Annotated in this window: 14 protein-coding genes; 4 read left to right on the top strand and 10 right to left on the bottom strand. The window is 49.3% G+C overall.

Going from position 1 to position 20,323, the window contains the following annotated elements; all coding sequences use genetic code 11:
- Positions 1 to 42 precede the first annotated feature (42 nt).
- The 3 genes from cgtA to rplU all read right to left on the bottom strand — a co-directional run bounded on the left by cgtA (position 43) and on the right by rplU (position 1,901).
- Positions 43 to 1,200 carry an Obg family GTPase CgtA gene (cgtA, locus tag ACN0RF_RS11775; protein WP_417439151.1) on the bottom strand — a complete coding sequence of 386 codons (1,158 nt, stop codon included), beginning with the start codon at positions 1,198 to 1,200 and terminating at the stop codon, positions 43 to 45.
- A 116-nt stretch (positions 1,201 to 1,316) separates the two neighbouring features.
- Entirely contained in the window at positions 1,317 to 1,574 is a 258-nt protein-coding gene (gene rpmA / locus ACN0RF_RS11770) for a 50S ribosomal protein L27 (protein ID WP_417439150.1), read from the bottom strand.
- Positions 1,575 to 1,589: 15 nt separating this feature from the next.
- On the bottom strand, positions 1,590 to 1,901 hold the full coding sequence (gene rplU / locus ACN0RF_RS11765) for a 50S ribosomal protein L21 (protein WP_011233736.1): 312 nt from the start codon (positions 1,899 to 1,901) through the stop codon (positions 1,590 to 1,592).
- Positions 1,902 to 2,093: 192 nt separating this feature from the next.
- Between rplU and ispB the strand changes: the two genes are divergently transcribed.
- Entirely contained in the window at positions 2,094 to 3,065 is a 972-nt protein-coding gene (gene ispB / locus ACN0RF_RS11760) for an octaprenyl diphosphate synthase (protein WP_417439279.1), read from the top strand.
- A 530-nt stretch (positions 3,066 to 3,595) separates the two neighbouring features.
- Here the strand turns inward: ispB and mdh are convergent.
- Positions 3,596 to 4,528, bottom strand: coding sequence for a malate dehydrogenase (gene mdh / locus ACN0RF_RS11755; protein WP_417439149.1), 933 nt, complete (start codon positions 4,526 to 4,528; stop codon positions 3,596 to 3,598).
- A 187-nt stretch (positions 4,529 to 4,715) separates the two neighbouring features.
- Here mdh and argR point away from each other — a divergent pair, with 187 nt between their 5' ends.
- A complete protein-coding gene (gene argR / locus ACN0RF_RS11750) occupies positions 4,716 to 5,189 on the top strand; it encodes a transcriptional regulator ArgR (protein ID WP_011233732.1) in 474 nt (157 codons plus the stop codon).
- On the opposite strand, the gene ACN0RF_RS11745 is transcribed toward argR, so the two are convergent.
- Positions 5,165 to 6,130 (bottom strand): Dyp-type peroxidase, encoded by a 966-nt coding sequence (locus ACN0RF_RS11745; protein WP_417439148.1) that lies wholly within the window; start codon positions 6,128 to 6,130, stop codon positions 5,165 to 5,167. The two genes, argR and ACN0RF_RS11745, sit on opposite strands and share 25 nt — an antisense overlap.
- Before the next feature lie 116 nt (positions 6,131 to 6,246).
- Here ACN0RF_RS11745 and ACN0RF_RS11740 point away from each other — a divergent pair, with 116 nt between their 5' ends.
- Positions 6,247 to 7,989 (top strand): DUF885 domain-containing protein, encoded by a 1,743-nt coding sequence (locus ACN0RF_RS11740; protein ID WP_417439147.1) that lies wholly within the window; start codon positions 6,247 to 6,249, stop codon positions 7,987 to 7,989.
- A 618-nt stretch (positions 7,990 to 8,607) separates the two neighbouring features.
- On the opposite strand, the gene ACN0RF_RS11735 is transcribed toward ACN0RF_RS11740, so the two are convergent.
- The 4 genes from ACN0RF_RS11735 to ACN0RF_RS11720 all read right to left on the bottom strand — a co-directional run bounded on the left by ACN0RF_RS11735 (position 8,608) and on the right by ACN0RF_RS11720 (position 15,984).
- Positions 8,608 to 8,868 (bottom strand): type II toxin-antitoxin system Phd/YefM family antitoxin, encoded by a 261-nt coding sequence (locus ACN0RF_RS11735; RefSeq protein ID WP_114981852.1) that lies wholly within the window; start codon positions 8,866 to 8,868, stop codon positions 8,608 to 8,610.
- Positions 8,869 to 9,133: 265 nt separating this feature from the next.
- Entirely contained in the window at positions 9,134 to 11,722 is a 2,589-nt protein-coding gene (acnB, locus tag ACN0RF_RS11730) for a bifunctional aconitate hydratase 2/2-methylisocitrate dehydratase (protein WP_417439146.1), read from the bottom strand.
- A gap of 141 nt (positions 11,723 to 11,863) precedes the next feature.
- Entirely contained in the window at positions 11,864 to 14,917 is a 3,054-nt protein-coding gene (locus ACN0RF_RS11725; protein WP_417439145.1) for an efflux RND transporter permease subunit, read from the bottom strand.
- On the bottom strand, positions 14,917 to 15,984 hold the full coding sequence (locus tag ACN0RF_RS11720) for an efflux RND transporter periplasmic adaptor subunit (protein WP_417439144.1): 1,068 nt from the start codon (positions 15,982 to 15,984) through the stop codon (positions 14,917 to 14,919). Before ACN0RF_RS11720 ends, ACN0RF_RS11725 begins: the two co-directional genes overlap by 1 nt.
- A 106-nt stretch (positions 15,985 to 16,090) precedes the next feature.
- On the opposite strand from ACN0RF_RS11720, the gene ACN0RF_RS11715 reads away from it, so the two are divergent.
- Positions 16,091 to 16,969: a LysR family transcriptional regulator gene (locus ACN0RF_RS11715; protein WP_417439143.1), complete on the top strand. Its 879-nt coding sequence runs from the start codon at positions 16,091 to 16,093 to the stop codon at positions 16,967 to 16,969.
- Between the two features lie 249 nt (positions 16,970 to 17,218).
- Here ACN0RF_RS11715 and ACN0RF_RS11710 read toward each other — a convergent pair whose 3' ends face one another.
- On the bottom strand, positions 17,219 to 20,320 hold the full coding sequence (locus tag ACN0RF_RS11710; RefSeq protein WP_417439142.1) for an efflux RND transporter permease subunit: 3,102 nt from the start codon (positions 20,318 to 20,320) through the stop codon (positions 17,219 to 17,221).
- Positions 20,321 to 20,323: the final 3 nt, after the last annotated feature.

Here is a 20,323-nt window from a genome sequence, read left to right as displayed (position 1 = left end):
GTTTACGCCAGGACTAATATCTCACCTGACATAAATGTCAGGCTACTTCTGATAAATGACTTCGACGTCGTGATCATCATCATCATCGTCGTCATCTTCGTCATCCATCTCTTCTTCAAGAACTTCTTCGTGGTAAGTGTCCCACATAAACTCGACCGGATCGGCTTCTTCATGCTGCTCAGTGTCAGGTGCTGGCAATGTTTCAAGGTAAGACATTACCTCACGACAAAGCGCATCACTGCCTCGCCCTTCCAGAGCAGCAATTTGGAACACCGGACCGTCCCAGTTCAGAGTTTTAACCAGCTCATCTACTTTTTCCTGAACCTCTTCGTCCAGCAGCAAGTCGACTTTATTGATGACCAGCCAACGTGGCTTTTCTGCCAGTTTCGGACTGTATTTTTCCAGTTCGTTGATGATGATACGCGCCTGCTCGGCGGGGTCGGTTTCATCAAAGGGAGCCAAATCTACCAGGTGCAGCAGTAAGCGGCAACGCTCTAAATGTTTGAGGAATTGTATACCCAACCCGGCACCTTCAGCCGCGCCTTCAATAAGACCCGGAATATCGGCAATAACAAAACTTTGATGCGGCGCGGGACGCACAACACCCAGGTTTGGTATCAGGGTGGTAAACGGATAGTCCGCCACTTTAGGGCGTGCTGCCGAAACCGAACGAATAAAAGTCGATTTACCGGCATTAGGCATACCCAGCAAACCAACATCAGCCAGCAACATCAGTTCCAGCTTTAGCGGACGGACTTCACCAGGAGTCCCGTCGGTCTTCTGGCGGGGTGCGCGATTTATACTGCTTTTAAAACGCGTATTACCCAGACCATGGAAACCACCTTTGGCTACCATTAAACGTTGACCATGCTTCGTCAAATCGCCAAGAACTTCGCCAGTATCAATATCGGTAGCGCGGGTACCAGGAGGAACCGGTAGCACGATGTCATTGCCGCGTCTGCCCGTACAGTTTTTGCCCATACCGTTTTTACCGCGTTCAGCTTTATGAAAACGTTCAAAACGATAGTCGATAAGAGTATTCAGGTTCTCATCTGCTTCTAGATAGACATCACCGCCGTCGCCACCATCGCCGCCGTCAGGGCCGCCTTTGGGAATATATTTTTCGCGACGGAAACTGATACAACCATTACCACCGTCACCCGCGTCTACGCGGATTTCTACTTCATCAACGAATTTCATCGCAATCTGCTACTTTTCACTTATAGAATACTGTGCAAAATTCTAGCACATATGAAAAAGCCCCGCCGTAAGGCAGGGCTTTCAGAACCGAAACTTTTCAGTTTATGTTCACATTATTAGTCAGTAATAACGCTCACATATTTACGGTTTTTGCTGCCCTTCACATCAAAAGACACTTTGCCTTCTGAGGTTGCAAACAATGTGTGGTCTTTACCAATACCAACGTTCGCACCAGCATGGAACTTAGTACCACGTTGACGAACCAGGATGTTGCCTGCTAATACAGACTCACCACCGAAGCGCTTAACACCGAGACGTTTACTCTCTGAGTCGCGACCGTTTTTAGTAGAACCACCAGCCTTTTTATGTGCCATGTCGTTACTCCTTAATTAGCTGTTGATACCAGTGATTTTCACTTCCGTGAACCACTGACGATGGCCTTGTTGACGACGAGAATGCTTACGACGACGGAACTTGACGATTTTAATTTTATCGCCACGACCGTGATCAATCACTTCCGCTTTCACTTTACCACCGGACACGAACGGAGCACCGATGTTTACATCGTTGCCGTCAGAAACCATCAAAACCTGGTCGAATTCAACTACATCACCGGTAGCTGCTTCCAGTTTTTCCAGGCGGACGATTTGGCCTTCAGACACACGGTGCTGCTTACCGCCACTTTGGAATACTGCGTACATATTATTCTCCACAACCCTATTGGGCATCCAAATTCAAATCAGGGCGCGAATTGTACGTAATCCAATCAGCGATCGCAACCTTTAATTTGAACTTAAAAGCGGCACTGCTTACCGCGGATTGAGTTTCCGCTCCGCTATAAATAGTGTACCATCTGTTTTCCGTTAAATTTTGTAAATAAACAGATATCTATGATGGATATGCAGTCCATTAACGCATTAGCCAAAGACGATATGCTTGGTGTTAATGCCTTAATAGGTGAACAACTTCAATCGGATGTTGCCTTAATTAACCAGTTAGGCCTTTATATTGTCAATAGTGGCGGTAAACGCTTACGACCGCTGCTCGCAATATTAGCCTGTCGGGCTCTGGGTTATAAAGGTAATGATCACCGCAAACTTGCTACGATTATCGAGTTTATTCATACCGCGACTCTGCTTCACGACGACGTGGTTGATGAATCTGAACTGCGCCGCGGACGCAAGACCGCCAACGCAGTATTTGGTAATGAAGCCAGCGTATTAGTTGGTGACTTCCTTTATACCCGTGCTTTTCAGTTAATGGTTGATTTAGACTCCCTACGGATACTGCGTATTTTAGCGGATGCTACCAACATCATTTCTGAAGGCGAAGTGTTGCAGTTAATGAACTGTAACGACCCGGATACCTCAGAAGCCAGCTACTTTAATGTTATTTACGGCAAAACCGCCAAGCTGTTTGAAGCAGCTACAGAGTTAGCAGGCGTATTAACCGCACAAGACGAAAAAGTAACCCAGAAACTGGCCGATTACGGGCGTTACCTGGGTACCGCGTTTCAGCTAGTAGATGATTTAATGGATTACACTGCGGATAGCGAATCTATGGGTAAGAACGCCGGCGATGACCTGGCGGAAGGTAAGCCTACGCTACCCTTGTTATACGCCATGTGGCACGGCAACGAAGTAGAGCAAAAGCTGATTCGCGAAGCCATTGAGCAAGGCGACGGACGTGAGCACTTACAAACCGTGCTAACCGCTATGGAACGAACGGGAGCATTACAGTACACCCGCGATAAAGCCTTAGAAGCCGCCGAACAAGCGCGTGAGTCCCTAAGCGATCTCCCCGATTCCGACTACAAACAAGCCCTGCTCACCCTAACCCACCTGGCTGTCGACCGAGTGGCTTAGGGAAGGAAATGCCTTGGGGGAGCGGGTTCTGTTTCGGAGGACGCCCGCAAGTACTTCCCTGTAGGGCTTGGGTAGCGCCATCCATGGCGCTACACACCTCCGAAACAGAACCCTTCCCGCTTAAGGCATTTCTAATAAGTAATAAGCGTCCATGGCCTTCGACACTCCGCCATAGAAACCTTCAACACTCGTAACGCTTGCAACCCAACAGCCTGCCCCATGAACCATTTCGGTAGCCTGATGTTCACATCAGGTGGGGTATTTGAACATTGGACCTGACGTAAACGTCAGGCTACATACCTTTCAACAAGCAGGGAAATATTGGGGTTGGTCAGTATTGGCGATATGCCATTGTGGGTTATCTGGAGAAAGTGCTGGCATAACTTTCAGCAAGTAGCGCAGAAATGTTGGGGCGGCTATTACAGGAGCGTCGAAGGCCAAAGACGGCCTTCGTCGAGCGCTCAGGGATGAGCTTGTAGCGTCTCCTGTAATAGCCGCCCCAATATTTTCAAGAGCGGATTGCTGAAAGCTTAGCTGGCGAAATCGATGCCAGTTTGGATGTCGCCTTTCAGGCCGTCTAGCATGTCGTCCATGCATTTTTGTTCGAATGCACTGAGTTTGCCGTAAGACAGGATTTCTTCTGCGCCGTTTTTGCCTAAGCGTACTGGCTGTGCGAAGAACTTAGCGTTGTCGCCCGGGCCTTCTACGTAAGTGCACTCAATAGTGTCCTGACCTTGCAGACCTTTCAGCAGTGACAAGGCAAAACGTGCTGCTGCCTGACCCATAGAAAGGGTTGCTGAGCCGCCGCCGGCTTTTGCTTCGACAACTTCGGTACCTGCGTTCTGGATACGGTGAGTTAAGTCTTTGATTTCTTGCTCGGTAAACTCAACGCCTTCAACCTGAGACAGCAATGGCAAAATAGTCGTACCACTGTGACCGCCAATTACCGGAACTTCTACGTTTTCTGGGTTTAGGCCACGCAGTTCACCAACGAATGCTTCTGAGCGGATAACGTCCAGAGTCGTTACACCGAACAGTTTACGCTTGTCGTAACAACCCGCTTGCTTCAGTACTTCAGCAGCGATTGGAACGGTAGTGTTTACTGGGTTAGTAATGATACCAACGCAAGCGTTAGGGCAGTTGTCTGCAACACCTTGCACTAAGTTTTTAACAATGCCTGCGTTCATGTTGAACAGGTCAGAGCGATCCATACCCGGCTTACGTGGTACGCCGGCAGGAATTAATACGATGTCGCTGCCAACTAATGCTGATGCTAAGTCGTCTTTACCGAAGCCTGTTACTTTTACGTCGGTAGGGATATGACTTAAGTCAACCGCCACACCCGGAACTACTGGTGCAACGTCATACAACGATAATTCTGAACCTGCTGGTAATTGGGTTTTCAGAAGTAATGACAATGCCTGGCCGATACCACCGGCCGCACCTAATACGGCTACTTTCATCTCAGACTCCGTTTTTGTTGGTCAATTTAAACTGCTTAAAAATGCAGAATTTGGGGCAAAACTGTACTCCTATATCAGTAAAAATACAACTTTGCCCGATACACATTCAGCACTCGAATAGCGCATCTTTATGCAGTACACTGTTCATAATTATAGCACGTAAACAGCATAGGAATTTGACACTCACATGGTGCAGGACACGTTACTCGAAGCTTTTAAAACATTACTCCGCGAAGAGCGTTACGGCTCGCAGGGAGAAATTGTTAACGCCTTGAAAGCCGAGGGCTTTGATAACATTAGTCAGTCTAAAGTGTCGCGCATGCTGAGTAAGCAGGGAGCGGTTCGTACCCGCAATGCGAAGCAGGAAATGGTCTACTGTTTACCACCTGATTTAGCCGTGCCTTCCACCCGGGCACCATTAAGCCAGCTTGTACTGGATATTCAGCATAATGATGTGATGGTCATTATTCGCACAAGCCCGGGCGCCGCTCAGTTAATTGCACGACTGCTGGATTCGGTCGGTAAAAAAGAAGGGGTACTCGGCACTATTGCTGGCGACGACACCATTTTTATCGCACCGCTTAAAGTTGCTGACATTGAATTCACTTTGCGAAAAGTACGCGAGCTTTTTGCGAATCAGGCGGTACTGCCCTCTTCATAGTCCGCTATGTCGTCGGCGACTTCTTTGTTCGCTTCCATAAAGCGCATTGAAGGAACAAAAAAACCGGAGCTGGACACAGCCTGAGAGTAATCGAGTAAGGGGTCGTAAGCCCCCTGTTCGTCGGCGTAATAACGGTTCTTTAGCCACTGAACAACCATTTTAGGCGAATGGCTAAAATACATGGCCAATAGCCCCTGTTCACGCAAGTCGCCCCAGGGCATATTCTGCCGCAATAGTGGAATGGGCTGTTCGCTACCATCAATTAAACGACTTTTCGCGGCGTGAGTGACACCTTCTATTTTGGCTTCTGACAAACGTTCACCGGATACTTTCTCACGCCCCATTAACTGTTCCTGCTTTTCCGGGCCTAAATAGTCCCAACGACGCAAATCATGCCGAAACTTCTGCACGAATAAGTAGCTGCCGTCGACAAAGTCGGCGTCGTCCTGTGCGTCAACTAAAGCGACTTTACGCTTACGCATCCCCCGCGGGTTATCCGGCGCATCAATAAAGCCGGTTAAGTCGCGGCCGTCCAGGTAACGGAAGGAACGAATTTGCTCAGCCACTTCAATGTCGTAACCGAACCATTCCATTAGCGTGCGCCCGGCCAGATAGTTGGCGTCGAAACGGTCACAGCGAATTTGTATAACAAGATCATAAGGGTGTCTGGGTGCTTCGCGGTCTCCATCGCTCAGCTCGGGAAAAGCCTGCAAGTGCAGTGGCCGCTTATGTGGATAGAGAATATCCCAGTAGTCTGCCCCTATACCAACAAAGCCTGTTAACATGCCTTCAGAGAAACGGGCGTCAAGATCGCGTAAAATTGCTGGAAAACGAGCTAACTTGCGACGTAAACTTTCAACGTCGTCGCTCATGACATGACAAAACAACGTCAGACCATGCAGATTAGGTTCCGCGTAGACTCCTGACTGAGCTTTATCCACCCTATTCTCCCGTTTAACTGTTATTTTTGTGGGTTCGTTCTATTCGCTTTTACATTAATTAGCGCAAGAGGCATTATAGAATGCCTGTATTCGTTATGACACCGCAAGGAAAAATCATGCGTAATCTGATACTTATTTTTGGTTTGCTGGGCGTTACTGCCTGCACCACCACAGCTGATAACCAAGCCCAGCGTAGCAGCACACAGCAACAAAGTGCTGCTGCTGAGTTTCATCAACTGGCTGACACTATCTGGGAAGAACTGAATAAGTCCAGCGATACTGAGCTGACCGATATGTCACCGGAAGCGGTAGAAAAACGCTACCAACAACGCTCAAAGTGGCTTGAACAGCTTAACGCCGTTAACCTTAACGCGCTTAGCCAGGATGACCAAATTAATCACTCGATGATCCATTATACGTTAAAAAACAAAGTGGATGAGTATCGTTTTAAAGCACACTATATGCCATTAACAGCAGAAGGAAGCTTCCACAGTTCTTTAGCTTTTATGCCATCGTACACCTCGTTCTCTTCAGCTGAGGACTATCAGAATTACATTGCCAAGCTGCGTTCCATTCCCCGTTATATGGAACAACAAACGTATTGGTTACGTAAAGCAATAGAGGAAGGTTACACACAACCGGCCGCTGCTATGGCTGGCTTTGAAGAGAGCATACTGGCCTATATTGTACAGGATGCCGAGCAAAGCGTGTATTTCTCGCCATTTTCTCAGCAGCCAGGTTTTGTTGATAGCGAGCAATGGGAACAGTTGAAGGAAGATGCCCTGACCGCTATTGATGACCAGGTTATGCCGGCCTACGACGACTACTTTAACTTTATGGTCACTGAGTATCTGCCTAACTCTCGTGAGAGTGTTGGTGCCAGCGAGCTACCAAACGGCGATGCTTTCTACCAGAACAGAATTAAACACTACACCACGCTGGATATGAGCGCTGACGAAATCCATGAAATTGGATTGCAGGAAGTTGCGCGTATTCGCGGCGAGATGCTGGAAGTTATTGAAGAAACCGGTTTTGACGGTAACTTTGACCAGTTTGTCGACTTTTTACGTACAGATGAGCAGTTTTACCCGGAAACTGCAGAAGAGTTATTGGAATATGCCGCCTGGATAGCAAAGAAAATGGACGGTGAACTTCCAAAACTGTTTAAAACTTTGCCCCGCCAGCCTTATGGTATAGCTCCGGTGCCGGCTGAGATCGCCCCCAAATACACAACCGGCCGTTATTCAGGTTCAAGCCGTGACGACCGCGCAGGTTTCTACTGGGTAAATACCTACGCACTGGACCGTCGTCCGCTGTATCAGATGGAAGCTTTAACTCTGCACGAAGCCGTACCAGGGCACCATTTACAAAGCGCGATAGCGAACGAGCTGAAAGACTTACCGGAGTACCGCCAGCAAACTTATATTTCAGCTTTTGGTGAAGGCTGGGGTTTGTATTCCGAATACCTAGGTCTGGAAGCTGGCTTTTATGAAGACCCTTACAGCAACTTTGGTCGTTTAAGCTACGAAATGTGGCGTGCGGCGCGTCTGGTAGTTGATACCGGTATGCATGCTAAAGGCTGGAGCCGCGAACGAGCAATGGAGTTTATGGCGAACAACACTGCGTTATCGCTGCACAACGTAAAAACCGAAATTGACCGTTACATTACCTGGCCTGCACAGGCACTTTCATACAAGCTGGGTGAACTGACCATTAAGCGTTTACGCAGCGAAGCAGAACAGCAGTTAGGTGATAAGTTCGATATTCGTGAGTTCCACGATGCGGTACTGGAAAACGGCAGCGTGCCACTGAAAGTACTAGAACAACACATCAACGACTGGATTGCCGAGCAGAAATAAAACAGAACCCCCGCTATCAGGAAGACGCCTGCAAGTACGTCCCTGTAAGGCTTGACTGGCGCCATCCATGGCGCCAGACACTTCCTGATAGCGGGGATTCTATTTGTTTATTTCTACCGTCTACAAAACCATCCATGGCGCTGCACACCTCCACATGAGGCCCTGTAACCATTGGACGCGCTCACGATCCTCTCTTATCCCGCCAAGTTTTGTAGCCTGACGTTCTACGTCAGGTGAGGTGTTCGACTATCTCACCTGATGCATTAGCATCAGGCTACCAAATTGTTATTTGATAAAGCAGATCTTGAGTATTCTGTTTCTGTCGTAGAAAGGCCATGACATAGCTCACCCGAGCTTTCTCATCTAAGCGAAATAAAATTTTATAGTTATCCACGAGCACCACTCTATAATCAACTATGCCTAGTGTTTCAAGCTCATGGGAAACAGGGAATTGCAGCGGGTTGTCACTTAGCTTACTTACCGAAAAATCAAGGAGCTGTTAACCTAATCGAATGGTTTCTTCTTGACCAAGAAACTCTTCCATGTAGCGAGTTAAAGTAGCCAGTGTTTTATAACTAAACTCAGTGAAATAAACATCGTAGTTCATAAATGATATGGCTAAAGCTCAAACTTCTTTGTACTGAGTTCACGCTCTAACCTTTCTTTTGCTTCGCTAAGGGATAGCAAATTCTGGTTGCGAATATCCCTTTCAGCCAGGTTCATCAGTTTAAGTGTCGCAATAGCCTCATCGCGCTGTCGAGCACTCGCTTCCGACTCAATCCGGTAGACAGGCTTACCGCCTTGAGTGACCACAATAGGCTCCTCCACATCCAGCGATGCTGCATTTTGCTTAATGTAACTGATGGTTTTTATCTGCATGATTCTCTCCCGACTGAACAGTCTAAATATAGACTATTAATAGACCATAAGACAAGTTAAGTATCGCACCTGATGTGAACATCAGGCTACTGAATATCGGGCACAAAAAAACCGCCGAAGCGGTTTTATAAGTTGCTAATGAGTGCGATCAGCGGTTGCGAGGACTCTTAACGAGGTGTGCAGCGCCATGGATGGCGCTGCCCAAGCCCTACAGGGAAGTACTTGCGGGCGTCCTCGTAAAGAGTCCTTGCAACCTAAGCACTCATTAAGCCACGTTGATGGTTGGGATGATGTTTTCCTTGGCCGCTTTTTCTGCGTCGCGGAAGGCATCCATCTGGTCGAAGTTCAGGTATTTATAGACTTCGCCAGCCATTGAGTTGATGTCCTGTGCGTACTCCAGGTATTCTTCCGGAGTTGGCAGACGACCCACAATTGCACCGACAGCGGCAAGCTCTGCAGAAGTCAGGTAAACGTTAGCGCCATCACCCAAACGGTTCGGGAAGTTACGGGTTGAGGTAGACAGCACCGTTGCGCCCGGTTCTACCCGTGCCTGGTTACCCATACACAGTGAACAACCCGGCATTTCGGTACGAACGCCATTACGCTCATAAATGTCGTAATACCCTTCAACTTCCAGCTGCGCTTTGTCCATTTTCGTTGGTGGTGCAATCCACAAACGGGTATTTAATGGGTCAGAGTTTTTCTCTAACAATTTACCCGCCGCACGGAAGTGACCAATGTTGGTCATGCACGAACCAATGAAGACTTCATCAACGTTGTTACCTGACACTTCGCTCAGGAACTTCGCGTCATCCGGGTCGTTCGGGCAGCAAACGATAGGTTCTTTAATGTCGTTCAGGTCAATTTCGATAACCGTAGAATAGTCGGCATCTTTGTCGGCACGCGTTAGCTGCGGGTTCTCTAACCATTCTTCCATCTTACGGGCACGACGCTCCAACGTACGCGCATCGCCGTAGCCTTCGTTGATCATCCAACGCAGCATAGTGATGTTTGAACGCAGGTACTCGGCAACCGACTCTTCAGACAAATCGATGGTACAACCGGCCGCTGAACGCTCAGCAGAAGCATCAGACAATTCAAATGCCTGCTCAACGGTTAAATGATCAAGACCTTCAATTTCTAAGATACGACCTGAGAAAATGTTCTTCTTGCCACGCTTATCAACGGTCAGATGACCTTCTTTGATAGCGAAAGCAGGAATGGCATGAACCAGGTCACGTAAAGTAATACCAGGCTGCATTTCGCCTTTGAAGCGCACCAATACAGATTCAGGCATATCCAGTGGCATAACACCGGTCGCTGCGGCGAACGCAACCAGACCTGAGCCTGCCGGGAATGAAATACCCAGCGGGAAACGCGTATGTGAGTCACCACCAGTACCAACCGTGTCTGGTAGCAACATACGGTTCAGCCAGCTGTGGATGATACCGTCGCCAGGACGCAAACTTACACCGCCACGGTTCATAATAAAGTCAGGCAAGGTGTGCTGAGTTTCAACGTCAACCGGCTTAGGATAAGCGGCGGTGTGACAGAACGACTGCATAACTAAGTCTGAGTTAAAACCAAGGCATGCCAGGTCTTTCAGCTCGTCACGAGTCATAGGGCCAGTGGTATCCTGAGAGCCCACAGTGGTCATTTTAGGTTCGCAGTAAGCGCCCGGACGAACACCTTCCATACCGCAAGCTTTACCGACCAGCTTTTGCGCCAGCGAGAAGCCTTTGCCGCTGTCGGTTGGTTGCTCTGGCTTACGGAATAAATCGGATGGACCCATGCCCAGAGATTCACGTGCTTTTTCTGTCAGACCACGGCCAATGATCAGGTTAATACGGCCACCGGCACGCACTTCATCTAAAATAACGCGAGACGCATAATCGTATTCAGCGATAACGTCGCCAGCTTCGTTCTCGATTTTGCCTTCGTATGGGTAGATAGTGATGACATCACCCATATTCATTTTTTCAACGTCGGCTTCAAATACCAACGCACCAGCGTCTTTCATGGTGTTGAAGAAAATAGGCGCGACTTTAGAGCCAATGCAGATACCGCCAGCACGTTTATTTGGTGTGCCCGGCATGTCTTCGCCAATGTTCCACAATACGGAGTTTGTCGCCGACTTACGTGAAGAACCTGTACCCACTACGTCACCAACGAAGGCAACCGGGTGACCTTTTTCTTTCAATTCTTCAATTTGCTTGCCTGCATCAGTAATGCCTTCGCGTGGCATTTTGTACATTGCTTTAGCATGCAGAGGAATGTCTGGACGAGACCAGGCATCGGGTGCAGGAGACAAGTCATCGGTATTGGTTTCGCCAGTCACTTTAAAGACTGTTGCTTTAATTGACTTAGCCAGCTCATCGCTGTTGGTGAACCATTCAGCGTTGGCCCAGGATTCAACCACTTCTTTCGCCAGCGCATTACCGGCTTTCATTTTCTCTTCCACGTCGTGGAAAGCGTCAAACATTAAGATAGTTTCTTTCAGTTCTTTTGCCGCCAGTTCAGCCAGCTGAGAATCGTCCAGCAATTCTACTAAAGTGACGATGTTGTAACCGCCGTGCATGTTACCCAGCAGTTTTACTGCGTATTCTTTGCTCACAACCGGACTTTCAATTTCGCCCTTAACAACGGCGCTTAAAAAGCCAGCTTTAACATAGGCTGCTTCATCCACACCCGGCGGTACGCGCTCGGCCAGCAGCTCAACAAGGAAGTCTTCCTCGCCTGCTGGGGGATTTTTCAGTAATTCCACTAAATCGGCTACTTGCTCGGCGTTTAATGGCTTCGGAGGGATGCCTTCTGCGGCGCGCTCTTCTACGTGCTGACGATATTCTTTAAGCACTTATAGTACCTCTCATTTGCTTGCATGAATTCTAGACGGTTCACTAGTGCGGCGCATTATACGGATTTTACTGTTAAATTCCCATGACACGGGGCTATAAAACAGATAATTCAGGGTATAAACAGGGTGAATGCGCCCGGGTTACGGGCGCGGTACTCGTTGTACTATGGCGTACATAACAGGGACAACAAACAAGGTCAGCAAGGTGGCAAAACCAAGACCAAACATAATGACCGTTGCCATGCTCGCAAAGAAGTCATCAAACAGCAGCGGTATCATGCCCAAAATGGTGGTGGCTGCCGCCATTCCTACCGGACGAACACGGCTGACAGCGGCATCGCTTAACGCCTGAGCCGCCTCTTTACCAGCGTCCAGCTCAGCATTAACCTGTTCCAGCAACACCACGCCGTTTTTAATCAACATGCCGGAAAGGCTGAGGAAGCCGAGTAAGGCCATAAAGCCGAAAGGTTTATCCAGTAGCAAGAGTCCAACAGTGACCCCAATAATGGAAAGTGGCACTGTCGTCCAAAGCACTCCGGCCTGACGAATACTGTTAAACAGCAGCACGGTAATAATAAACATGACCAGAAAGCCCAGAGGCAAGGCGCCGAACAACGCTTTTTCGGCTTTACCGGCGGCTTCGTGCTCGCCGCCCCAGGTTAATTCGTAGCCTAACGGCAAGTCGATAGCCTCAAGCTTAGGCCGGACACGCTCAAATACTTGTGCTGCCGTTTCTTCACCCAGTAAGTCATGGTCGGCCATAACAGTAAGTGTTCGCTTACGGTCGCGACGCAGTATTAAAGGATCTTCCCAAACCACATCAATTGAACGCGCAACTTGAGCCAGGGGCACAAAGCGGTCGAACGCCGGACTGTAAATTTGCAGCTCCTGCCAATTATCCAAATCGACCCGCTCAGCCGCCGGCGCGCGCTGCACTATTGGTAATAAATCGGTGCCATCACGGTATATACCAATTTGCCGGCCAACGAAATTAGCCAGTAGCAGATTATTCACGTCTTCTTTCGTAATTCCGGCGCGCCGGCCTGCCGCTTCGTCGTATTCCGGACGCAACAGTTTAGTCGGCGTGCGCCAGTCAGAGCGAATGTTTACCGCACCTGAATCTTCGGCAAGAATGGCCTGCGCCTTTTTACTCAACTCACGCAAGGTATCAATATCGGGGCCGGAAAAACGCGCTTCAATTTTTGCCGGAGTAGCCGGGCCAATTTCAACCCGTATCAGTTTGTCCTCAACGTCCGGATGCTCTTCACGAATTCGCTGGCGAATGTCACGCATTAAAGCGTCCATAACGTCTTTGTCTTCTACCCGTACCAGTAACTGCGCATAACTCTCGTAACTTTTTTCTACCAGGTAAGTCAGGGTAAACCGCGGGGCTCCCTGGCCTATGGTCGTAGCTACCGATGTCACTTCGCTTTTCTCCAGCAGGTAGTCTTCGAGCCGCTTAGAGTCTTGCTCAGTATGACGAATATCGGTGCCTTGTGGATACCAGAGATCGACATAAAATAATGGCGTTGTTGATGGCGGGAAAAATGCCTGTTTCACCTGGCCGAATCCAACCACAGCCGCAGCCAGCATTGCCAGCATCACTACCATGCTGATAATGCGGTGACGCAAACAAACTGCCAACATCTTCTTATAACCCCGGTATACAGGGTGAGAGAAGACATCGTCCTGATCATCACCACTACCAATATCCTTCGCGGAATATAGGCGATCGGCCAGAAACGGTATAAGCGTCAACGCAGTCACCCAGCTCAGCAGCAAGGAGATGAGCAACACCCAGAACAAACTTCCGGCAAATTCACCGGTGGCGTCAGCCGACAGACCAATGGGCGCAAAAGCAATAATACCGATAACGGTAGCACCCAGTAGCGGCCACTGATTCTGCTTAACCACGCTAACCGCGGCATCCACTTTACTCATGCCCCGTCGCATACCGACCATAATACCGTCGGCAATGACTATCGCGTTATCTACCAACATTCCCAGCGCAATAATCAACGCGCCCAGCGATACCCGTTGCAGGTTAATATCGCCAATGCGCATGAAAATAAAGGTGCCCAGCACGGTGAGTAATAAAACCGTTCCTATAAGCAAGCCGCTGCGGAAGCCCATAGTCAGCAGCAACGCAATAATAACAATGGCCACCGCCTCTACCAGGTTCAGCAGAAAATCATTAACTGAGTTCTCGACCTGATGCGGCTGGTCGTAGATGCGGTCGACGGACATTCCGAGAGGCTTAGCGTACTCCAGCTCATCCATTCGTTTTTGCAGACGCTCGCCCACTTCCACAACGTTCACGTTGTCAGCAAAAGACAACGCCAGCCACAAAGAGGCCTGCCCGTTATAACGAACCACGTGATCCGGAATGTCTTTAGTTTCGCGATAAATGGTCGCTACATCGCGCAAGTAGATACGCTGGTCGGCTCCGGGATTACTGATAACCAGTTCTTCCATATCTTCAACATCGGCAAATTCACCACTGGTGGCGATGCGCAAGGCTTCCTCGTCAACGGTTACCCGTCCGGCGTTTGCTACGGCATTTTGAGTTTGCAGCAGCCCGGCAATACGACTGGGAGGGATACCAAAATTGGCCAGGCGTGAGCGCGATACTTCCACCACAACCTGCTCTTGCTGCTCTCCTGCAAGAGTCACTTTGCCTACACCATCAACTAAAACCAGTTCACGACGCAAAAAGTCAGCATAATGCTCAATATCTTTATAGGAATAATCCGGCCCGGTAATGGCCATCATAACGCCATACACATCAGCAAAATCATCGCGAATAATGGGTTCACTGGTGCCCGGAGGAAGCTGCCCTTTGGTGTCGTTAATTTTACGTCGCAATTCGTCCCATATTTGGTGCAAGTGCTCTTCGCGGTAGATGCTTTTCATCTCAACCGTTATTTGCGACAACCCGGGCTTGGAAATTGATTTTACATGGTCGACGTAACTTAGCTCCTGAATGGCATTTTCCAGCTTGTAGGTCACCTCTTCTTCTACCTGCTGAGCTGATGCTCCCGGGTATGGCGTAATGACCATGGCTTGCTTAATTGTGAATTTGGGATCTTCCAAACGACCAAGCTGAGTCAGGGCAACCAGACCACCAATTAACAGGATGAGAAATAACATCCAGCTCGTGGTTTTTCGCTCCATGCTGTATTGAGCTATATTCATTACAGACCCCGTTCACGTTGCCATTCACGCACCTGCTGATTCTCTTTCAGCTGATGAACGCCTGCTATGACTATGGTTTCCCCCTCCTGCAACCCGTCGAGTACCGTCAAACCATCGTTGGTCATTGGTCCGACATTCACTTTACGTTTTTGTACACGCATGTCGTCGTTAACAACCCAGACATAGGAAGCATCGTTTGTGTCACTAAACACCGCTTTAGCCGGAACCACCATGCCAATTTGAGAGGAGCGCAGCACTTCATTAATATCAACAATAACCGTTGCGGTCATGCCTGGCAGCACATTGATGTCCTGAGGTTTAGGTAAAGTGAATACGACTTCGTAAGCATTCGTCGCGCCATCAGACTGCGAGTCCCACTCTTTTAAATGAGCCGGATAAGTAAATTCCGGCGCCGCATCAAAGCGCACTTCAGGCTGGTAATCGGTTTGTTTTTTAACCTTGGCAAAAAGTTTTTCCGGCACATTAATGCTGATATCAATCGCGTTGCTAATTTGTAACGTCACAATGGGCTGCTTAGCCTGCACGTTTTCATAAGCTTCCACTGCCAGGTTCGCCACGACACCATCGAATGGTGCGGTCAGTTTGGTATAGCGTAAATTCGCTTTGGCGGTTTCGTAGTTTGACTTAGCAACCGCCAGTTCTGACTCTATTTGGTCAAACTGTCCTTCCGACATGACACCTTCATTAACCAAAACTTTGTTTCGCTCATATTGAGAAGACGCCAGTTCATATTGTGCTTTCGCCTGATCGACAGCCAGTTGATAGTCCGTTGGATCCAACTGTGCGATAAGGTCGCCCTGCTTTACTTCGGTGCCGGGACGGGCTGGTAGCTCGGTAATTTCTCCGGCGACGCGAAACGTCAATTGCGCTACTTTAGCCGCTTCGACCACTGCCGGAAATTCACGTAACCGTGGACCGTCAGCTTCAGTCACTTGCATAAGCCGCGCCGGGCGCGCTTGTTGAGTATCATTAACTTCTGCTTGTTCACTGCACGCCGCTATAACGACAGCAGCCAGAGCGATAGAAATAGGTTTCAGCCAGCGCATGAATTTGGTTCCGATATTTTCAGAGAAATTGAATTGGAATAAGTTTACCCTAGGTATAGTTACAGTTATATTGAATTAAAATTAAAAAGATAATCAGAAAAATTTAATGAATTTATCTCACCTAAAAATGATGATCACCGTAGCTAACCTCGGTAGTCTGCAAAAAACAGCCGAGCAACTCAACCGCACACAGTCTGCGGTGAGTATGGCGTTGAAGAAACTGGAAGAGAACGCCGGTTTCGCCTTATTCAACCGCGACGGTTATCGTCTGGAACTAACCGAACAGGGTCAGCATTTTCTGCGGCAGGCGGAAGAAGTGGTGCGCCAGCAGCAACGGCTACAGTCACTGGCTAACCAACTAAAGCACGGTGCAGAGCCTTTGCTGACGCTGTGCTATGACCATACCTGCGACAGCAAACTCTGGGTGCCCAGTATTCAGCACATTCAACAACAATATCCGGCTACCGAACTGCACGTAGACGGCGAGTCACAAATGCGGGCGCTGAAGCGTATCGATAACGGCAGCGCCGACTTAGCTTTGTGCCCCTGGCTGCCTTTATTTCGCCAGTACGGCGACTTTGAAACTCTGCCGGTGGCACCGTTTGAATTAACGGTTGTGATGTCAGCCGCGCTGATGAAAGAGTTTGGGCGTATGCCACAAAGCCGCCAGGATTTATTAGAACTGCCTATGCTGGTACCGCAGAACCTGGAGATAGGCATTAATCTGGATGCAGTACTGCGTCTGCCCAGCCAGCAGCGCATAAGGGTAAATGAGGTTAACACTCAGTTTGAACTGCTAATGGCCGGTTTCGGCTGGGGCATTATTCCCAAACACATCGCTCTGGACGCCCTAGAGCAGGGCAAGCTGGTTGAAATCAGTATTCCGGGATTCATCCAGCAAGTGCGTTTGGAGATTCACTTGGTACGCTCTGCAAACCGTACCTTAGGCCCTGCTGCCAATGCCATCTGGCAGCGGTTTGCGTAACACTATTGCTCCTGATGTGAACATCAGGCTACGTGCACCCTGTAGCCTGACATTTATGTCAGGTGAGGTGGCAGATAGTGGGCACGCCTGACGGTTGCGGCGAACCATTGAGGAGGTGTGCAGCGCCATGGATGGCGCTGCCCAAGCCCTACAGGGATGTATTTACAGGCGTCCTTCTCAATGGTTCCTGCAACCTCCAGCGCTCGCTATATTCCACCTCACCTGACATAAATGTCAGGCTACGTCGCATTATTTCCGGGCCAGGTAGAACACGGCAGGGATAACCAGCATAGAGATCAGTGGGGCTAAAATCATACCTCCTACCATGGGAGCGGCGATGCGCTGCATAACTTCGTTACCAACACCACCGCCCAGCATTATCGGCAGCAGGCCGACAATAATGGTCAGCACGGTCATGGCCTTGGGTCTTACCCGCAGCAACGCGCCTTCTTCCACTGCTGCTTTCAGTTCGCTTTTATCGTATGCCACGGCTTTCCAGGCGTTGTTCAGGTACAACAACATGACCACGCCGAATTCCGCCGCGACACCGGCAAGAGCTATCATGCCGACAATAACCGCCAGTGACAGGTTGTAATCCAGCAAGTAAATCAACCACAGGCTGCCGGTTAGAGCTAAAGGCAAAGTGCCGATGACCAGCATTGCCTGCGGTAACGAGCGGAAAGTCATGTACAGCAACAACAGAATAACCAGCAATGTCAGCGGAATAATTTCTTTTAAGTCACTTTCCACCTGTTGCATGGCTTTGTATTGTCCGGTCCAGCTCCAGTTGTAACCAACCGGAATGTCCAGGTTCGCCATAACACCGCTAACTTGAGTAATGTAGTCGCTAACCGTGATGCCTTTAGCCGGTTCAATAAAAACCCAGCTGCTTAAACGGGCATCTTCACTTTTCAGCATGGCGGGACCCTGAGTCACCTGAATGTCAGCAACATCCGATAAGGTCAGCCATTGCCCGGAAGCCGATTTAACCGGCAGGGTTTTCAGCTTCTCGATATGGTCACGTTGGTCTCGCGGATAGCGCAGGTTAATAGGAAAACGCTCATTGTCCTGTACCGATGTCGCAATATTCGCACCACCAATGGCGTACTGAATATGATCGTGAATGTCGCTTTGGCTAATACCGTAACGGGCGGCTTCACGCAGTTTCGGCTCTATCTCTATATAACGACCGCCGCCGGAACGTTCCGCAATAACGGAACCTGTTGCCCCCTCTTCAGAAAGCGTGTTTTCAATACGGGTAGCCAACTTTTCTATTTCACGAAAGTCACTACCGCTGACTTTAATAGCCAACGGGGTTTTAACACCGGTGGCCAGCATTTCAATGCGGGTACGAATGGGCTGTACCCAGGCGTTGGTGACACCGGGAATCTGCACCCCGTCATCCAGCTCGGCAATGATATCATCCACGGTTATCCCCTCACGCCACTCACTCTCTGGCTTAAGAGTAATACTGGTTTCAATCATGGTCATGGGTGCCGGGTCGGTCGCTGTGTCAGCACGACCAACTTTACCAAACACACGCTCAACTTCAGGTTGTTCTGCAATGAGCTTATCGGTTTGCTGTAGCAGCTTACCGGCACTTTCAACACTGATACCCGGCAATGTGGTAGGCATGTACATTAGATCCCCCTCTTGTAGCGGCGGCATCAGCTCGTAATTAAGCTGCTTATACGGGTGCCAGGCTGATGCCGTGATCAAAAGAGCCAGCACAATAATGGTTTTAGGGAACTTAAGTGTGAAAGCCAGCAGTGGCCGGTAAAGCGCAATTAAGCCGAGCGACAGCCAGTTCTTTTCTTCGGCAGGTATTTTTCCGCGCACCAATAGCGCAATAAGTACCGGTATCAACGTTACTGCAATAATTGCGGCGGCGGCCATAGCCAGCGTTTTGGTATAGGCTAAGGGTTCAAACAGACGCCCCTGCTGACCTTGCAGCACAAACACCGGAACAAAGCTGACGGTAATGACTAACAAGGAGAAGAACAGTGAAGGTCCCACTTCGCGACAGGCTTCATTAACAATTTTCAGCCGCCCGGCGCCTTTGGCGACTATTTGATGCCGTTCCTGATAATTCTGCAGATGCTTGTGGGTATTCTCAATCATGACAATGGCGGCGTCCACCAGCGCGCCAATCGCAATGGCAATTCCCCCCAGGCTCATAATATTGGCGCTGATACCCAGCATGTTCATGATCCACACCGCGAACAGGACTGACAGTGGCAAACTGATAATAGCGACCACCGCCGAGCGCGCATGCCAGAGAAACAAAATGCACACCACAGCAACGAAAAACATTTCTTCTATCAACTTGGTGGTGAGGTTGTCCGTTGAGGCTTCAATCAGACTTGATCTGTCATAGGTCGGAACCACTTTAACGCCTTCGGGCAGGCCCTGTTTCAGTTCTTCCAGTTTGTCTTTAACGGCAGCTATGGTTTGCAAGGCGTTTTCGCCATGACGCATGACCACAATGCCCCCCACTACTTCACCATCACCGTTCAGTTCAGTAATGCCCCGGCGCACCTGCGGCCCAATGCGAACATCAGCCACCTCTTCCAGCAGCACGGTGCCCTGCTGTTCAGATGCCAGCGGTAACGGAATTTGCCGAATGTCTTCGACACTTTTCAAATACCCCAGACCGCGCACCATATATTCGGCTTCACCCATTTCAACCACAGAGCCGCCCACTTCGTTATTGGCCTGCTGAATGCTTTGCTTAATTTGGTTCAGGGTCAGGTTATAACGGTGGAGAGCTTCCGGCTGCACCACCACCTGATAGGTTTCGACCATGCCACCAACAGTGGCAATTTCAGCCACGCCCTGCACACTTTGCAGTTCCTGTTTTAAAAACCAATTTTGCAGGCGGGTTAGTTCGCCTAAATTGAGTTGATTGGTTTCGTCGACCAATGCGTATTGATACACCCAACCAATGCCAGATGCGTCGGGACCTAACTCCGGCCGAACTTGTTCCGGAAGCTGACTTTGCGCCTGATCCAGGTATTCGTTTACCCTGCTACGGGCCCAGTAGGGGTCTGTGCCGTCTTCGAAAATAACGTAAACATAAGAATCGCCGAAGAACGAAAACCCACGTACGGAGGTGGCTTTAGGTACGGACAGCATCACACTGGAAAGCGGATAGGTTACCTGCTCTTCTACCACCGCCGGCGCTTGTCCCGGATAATTGGTTTTGACGATAACCTGCACTTCCGACAAGTCCGGTATTGCGTCCAGTTTGGTTTGCTGCAGCGACTGCCAGGCCCAGAAAGCCAGACCTAAGAACAGCAGTAACACCATCCACGAGTTACGTATGGAGGCTTCAATAATACGAGCTAACATAAA

This window comes from Idiomarina sp., from assembly GCF_048260185.1.
In the GTDB taxonomy this organism is placed as follows: Bacteria; Pseudomonadota; Gammaproteobacteria; order Enterobacterales; family Alteromonadaceae; genus Idiomarina.
Note: the sequence above shows the minus strand (reverse complement) of the source record. Positions and strands in the feature narration are given on the sequence as shown.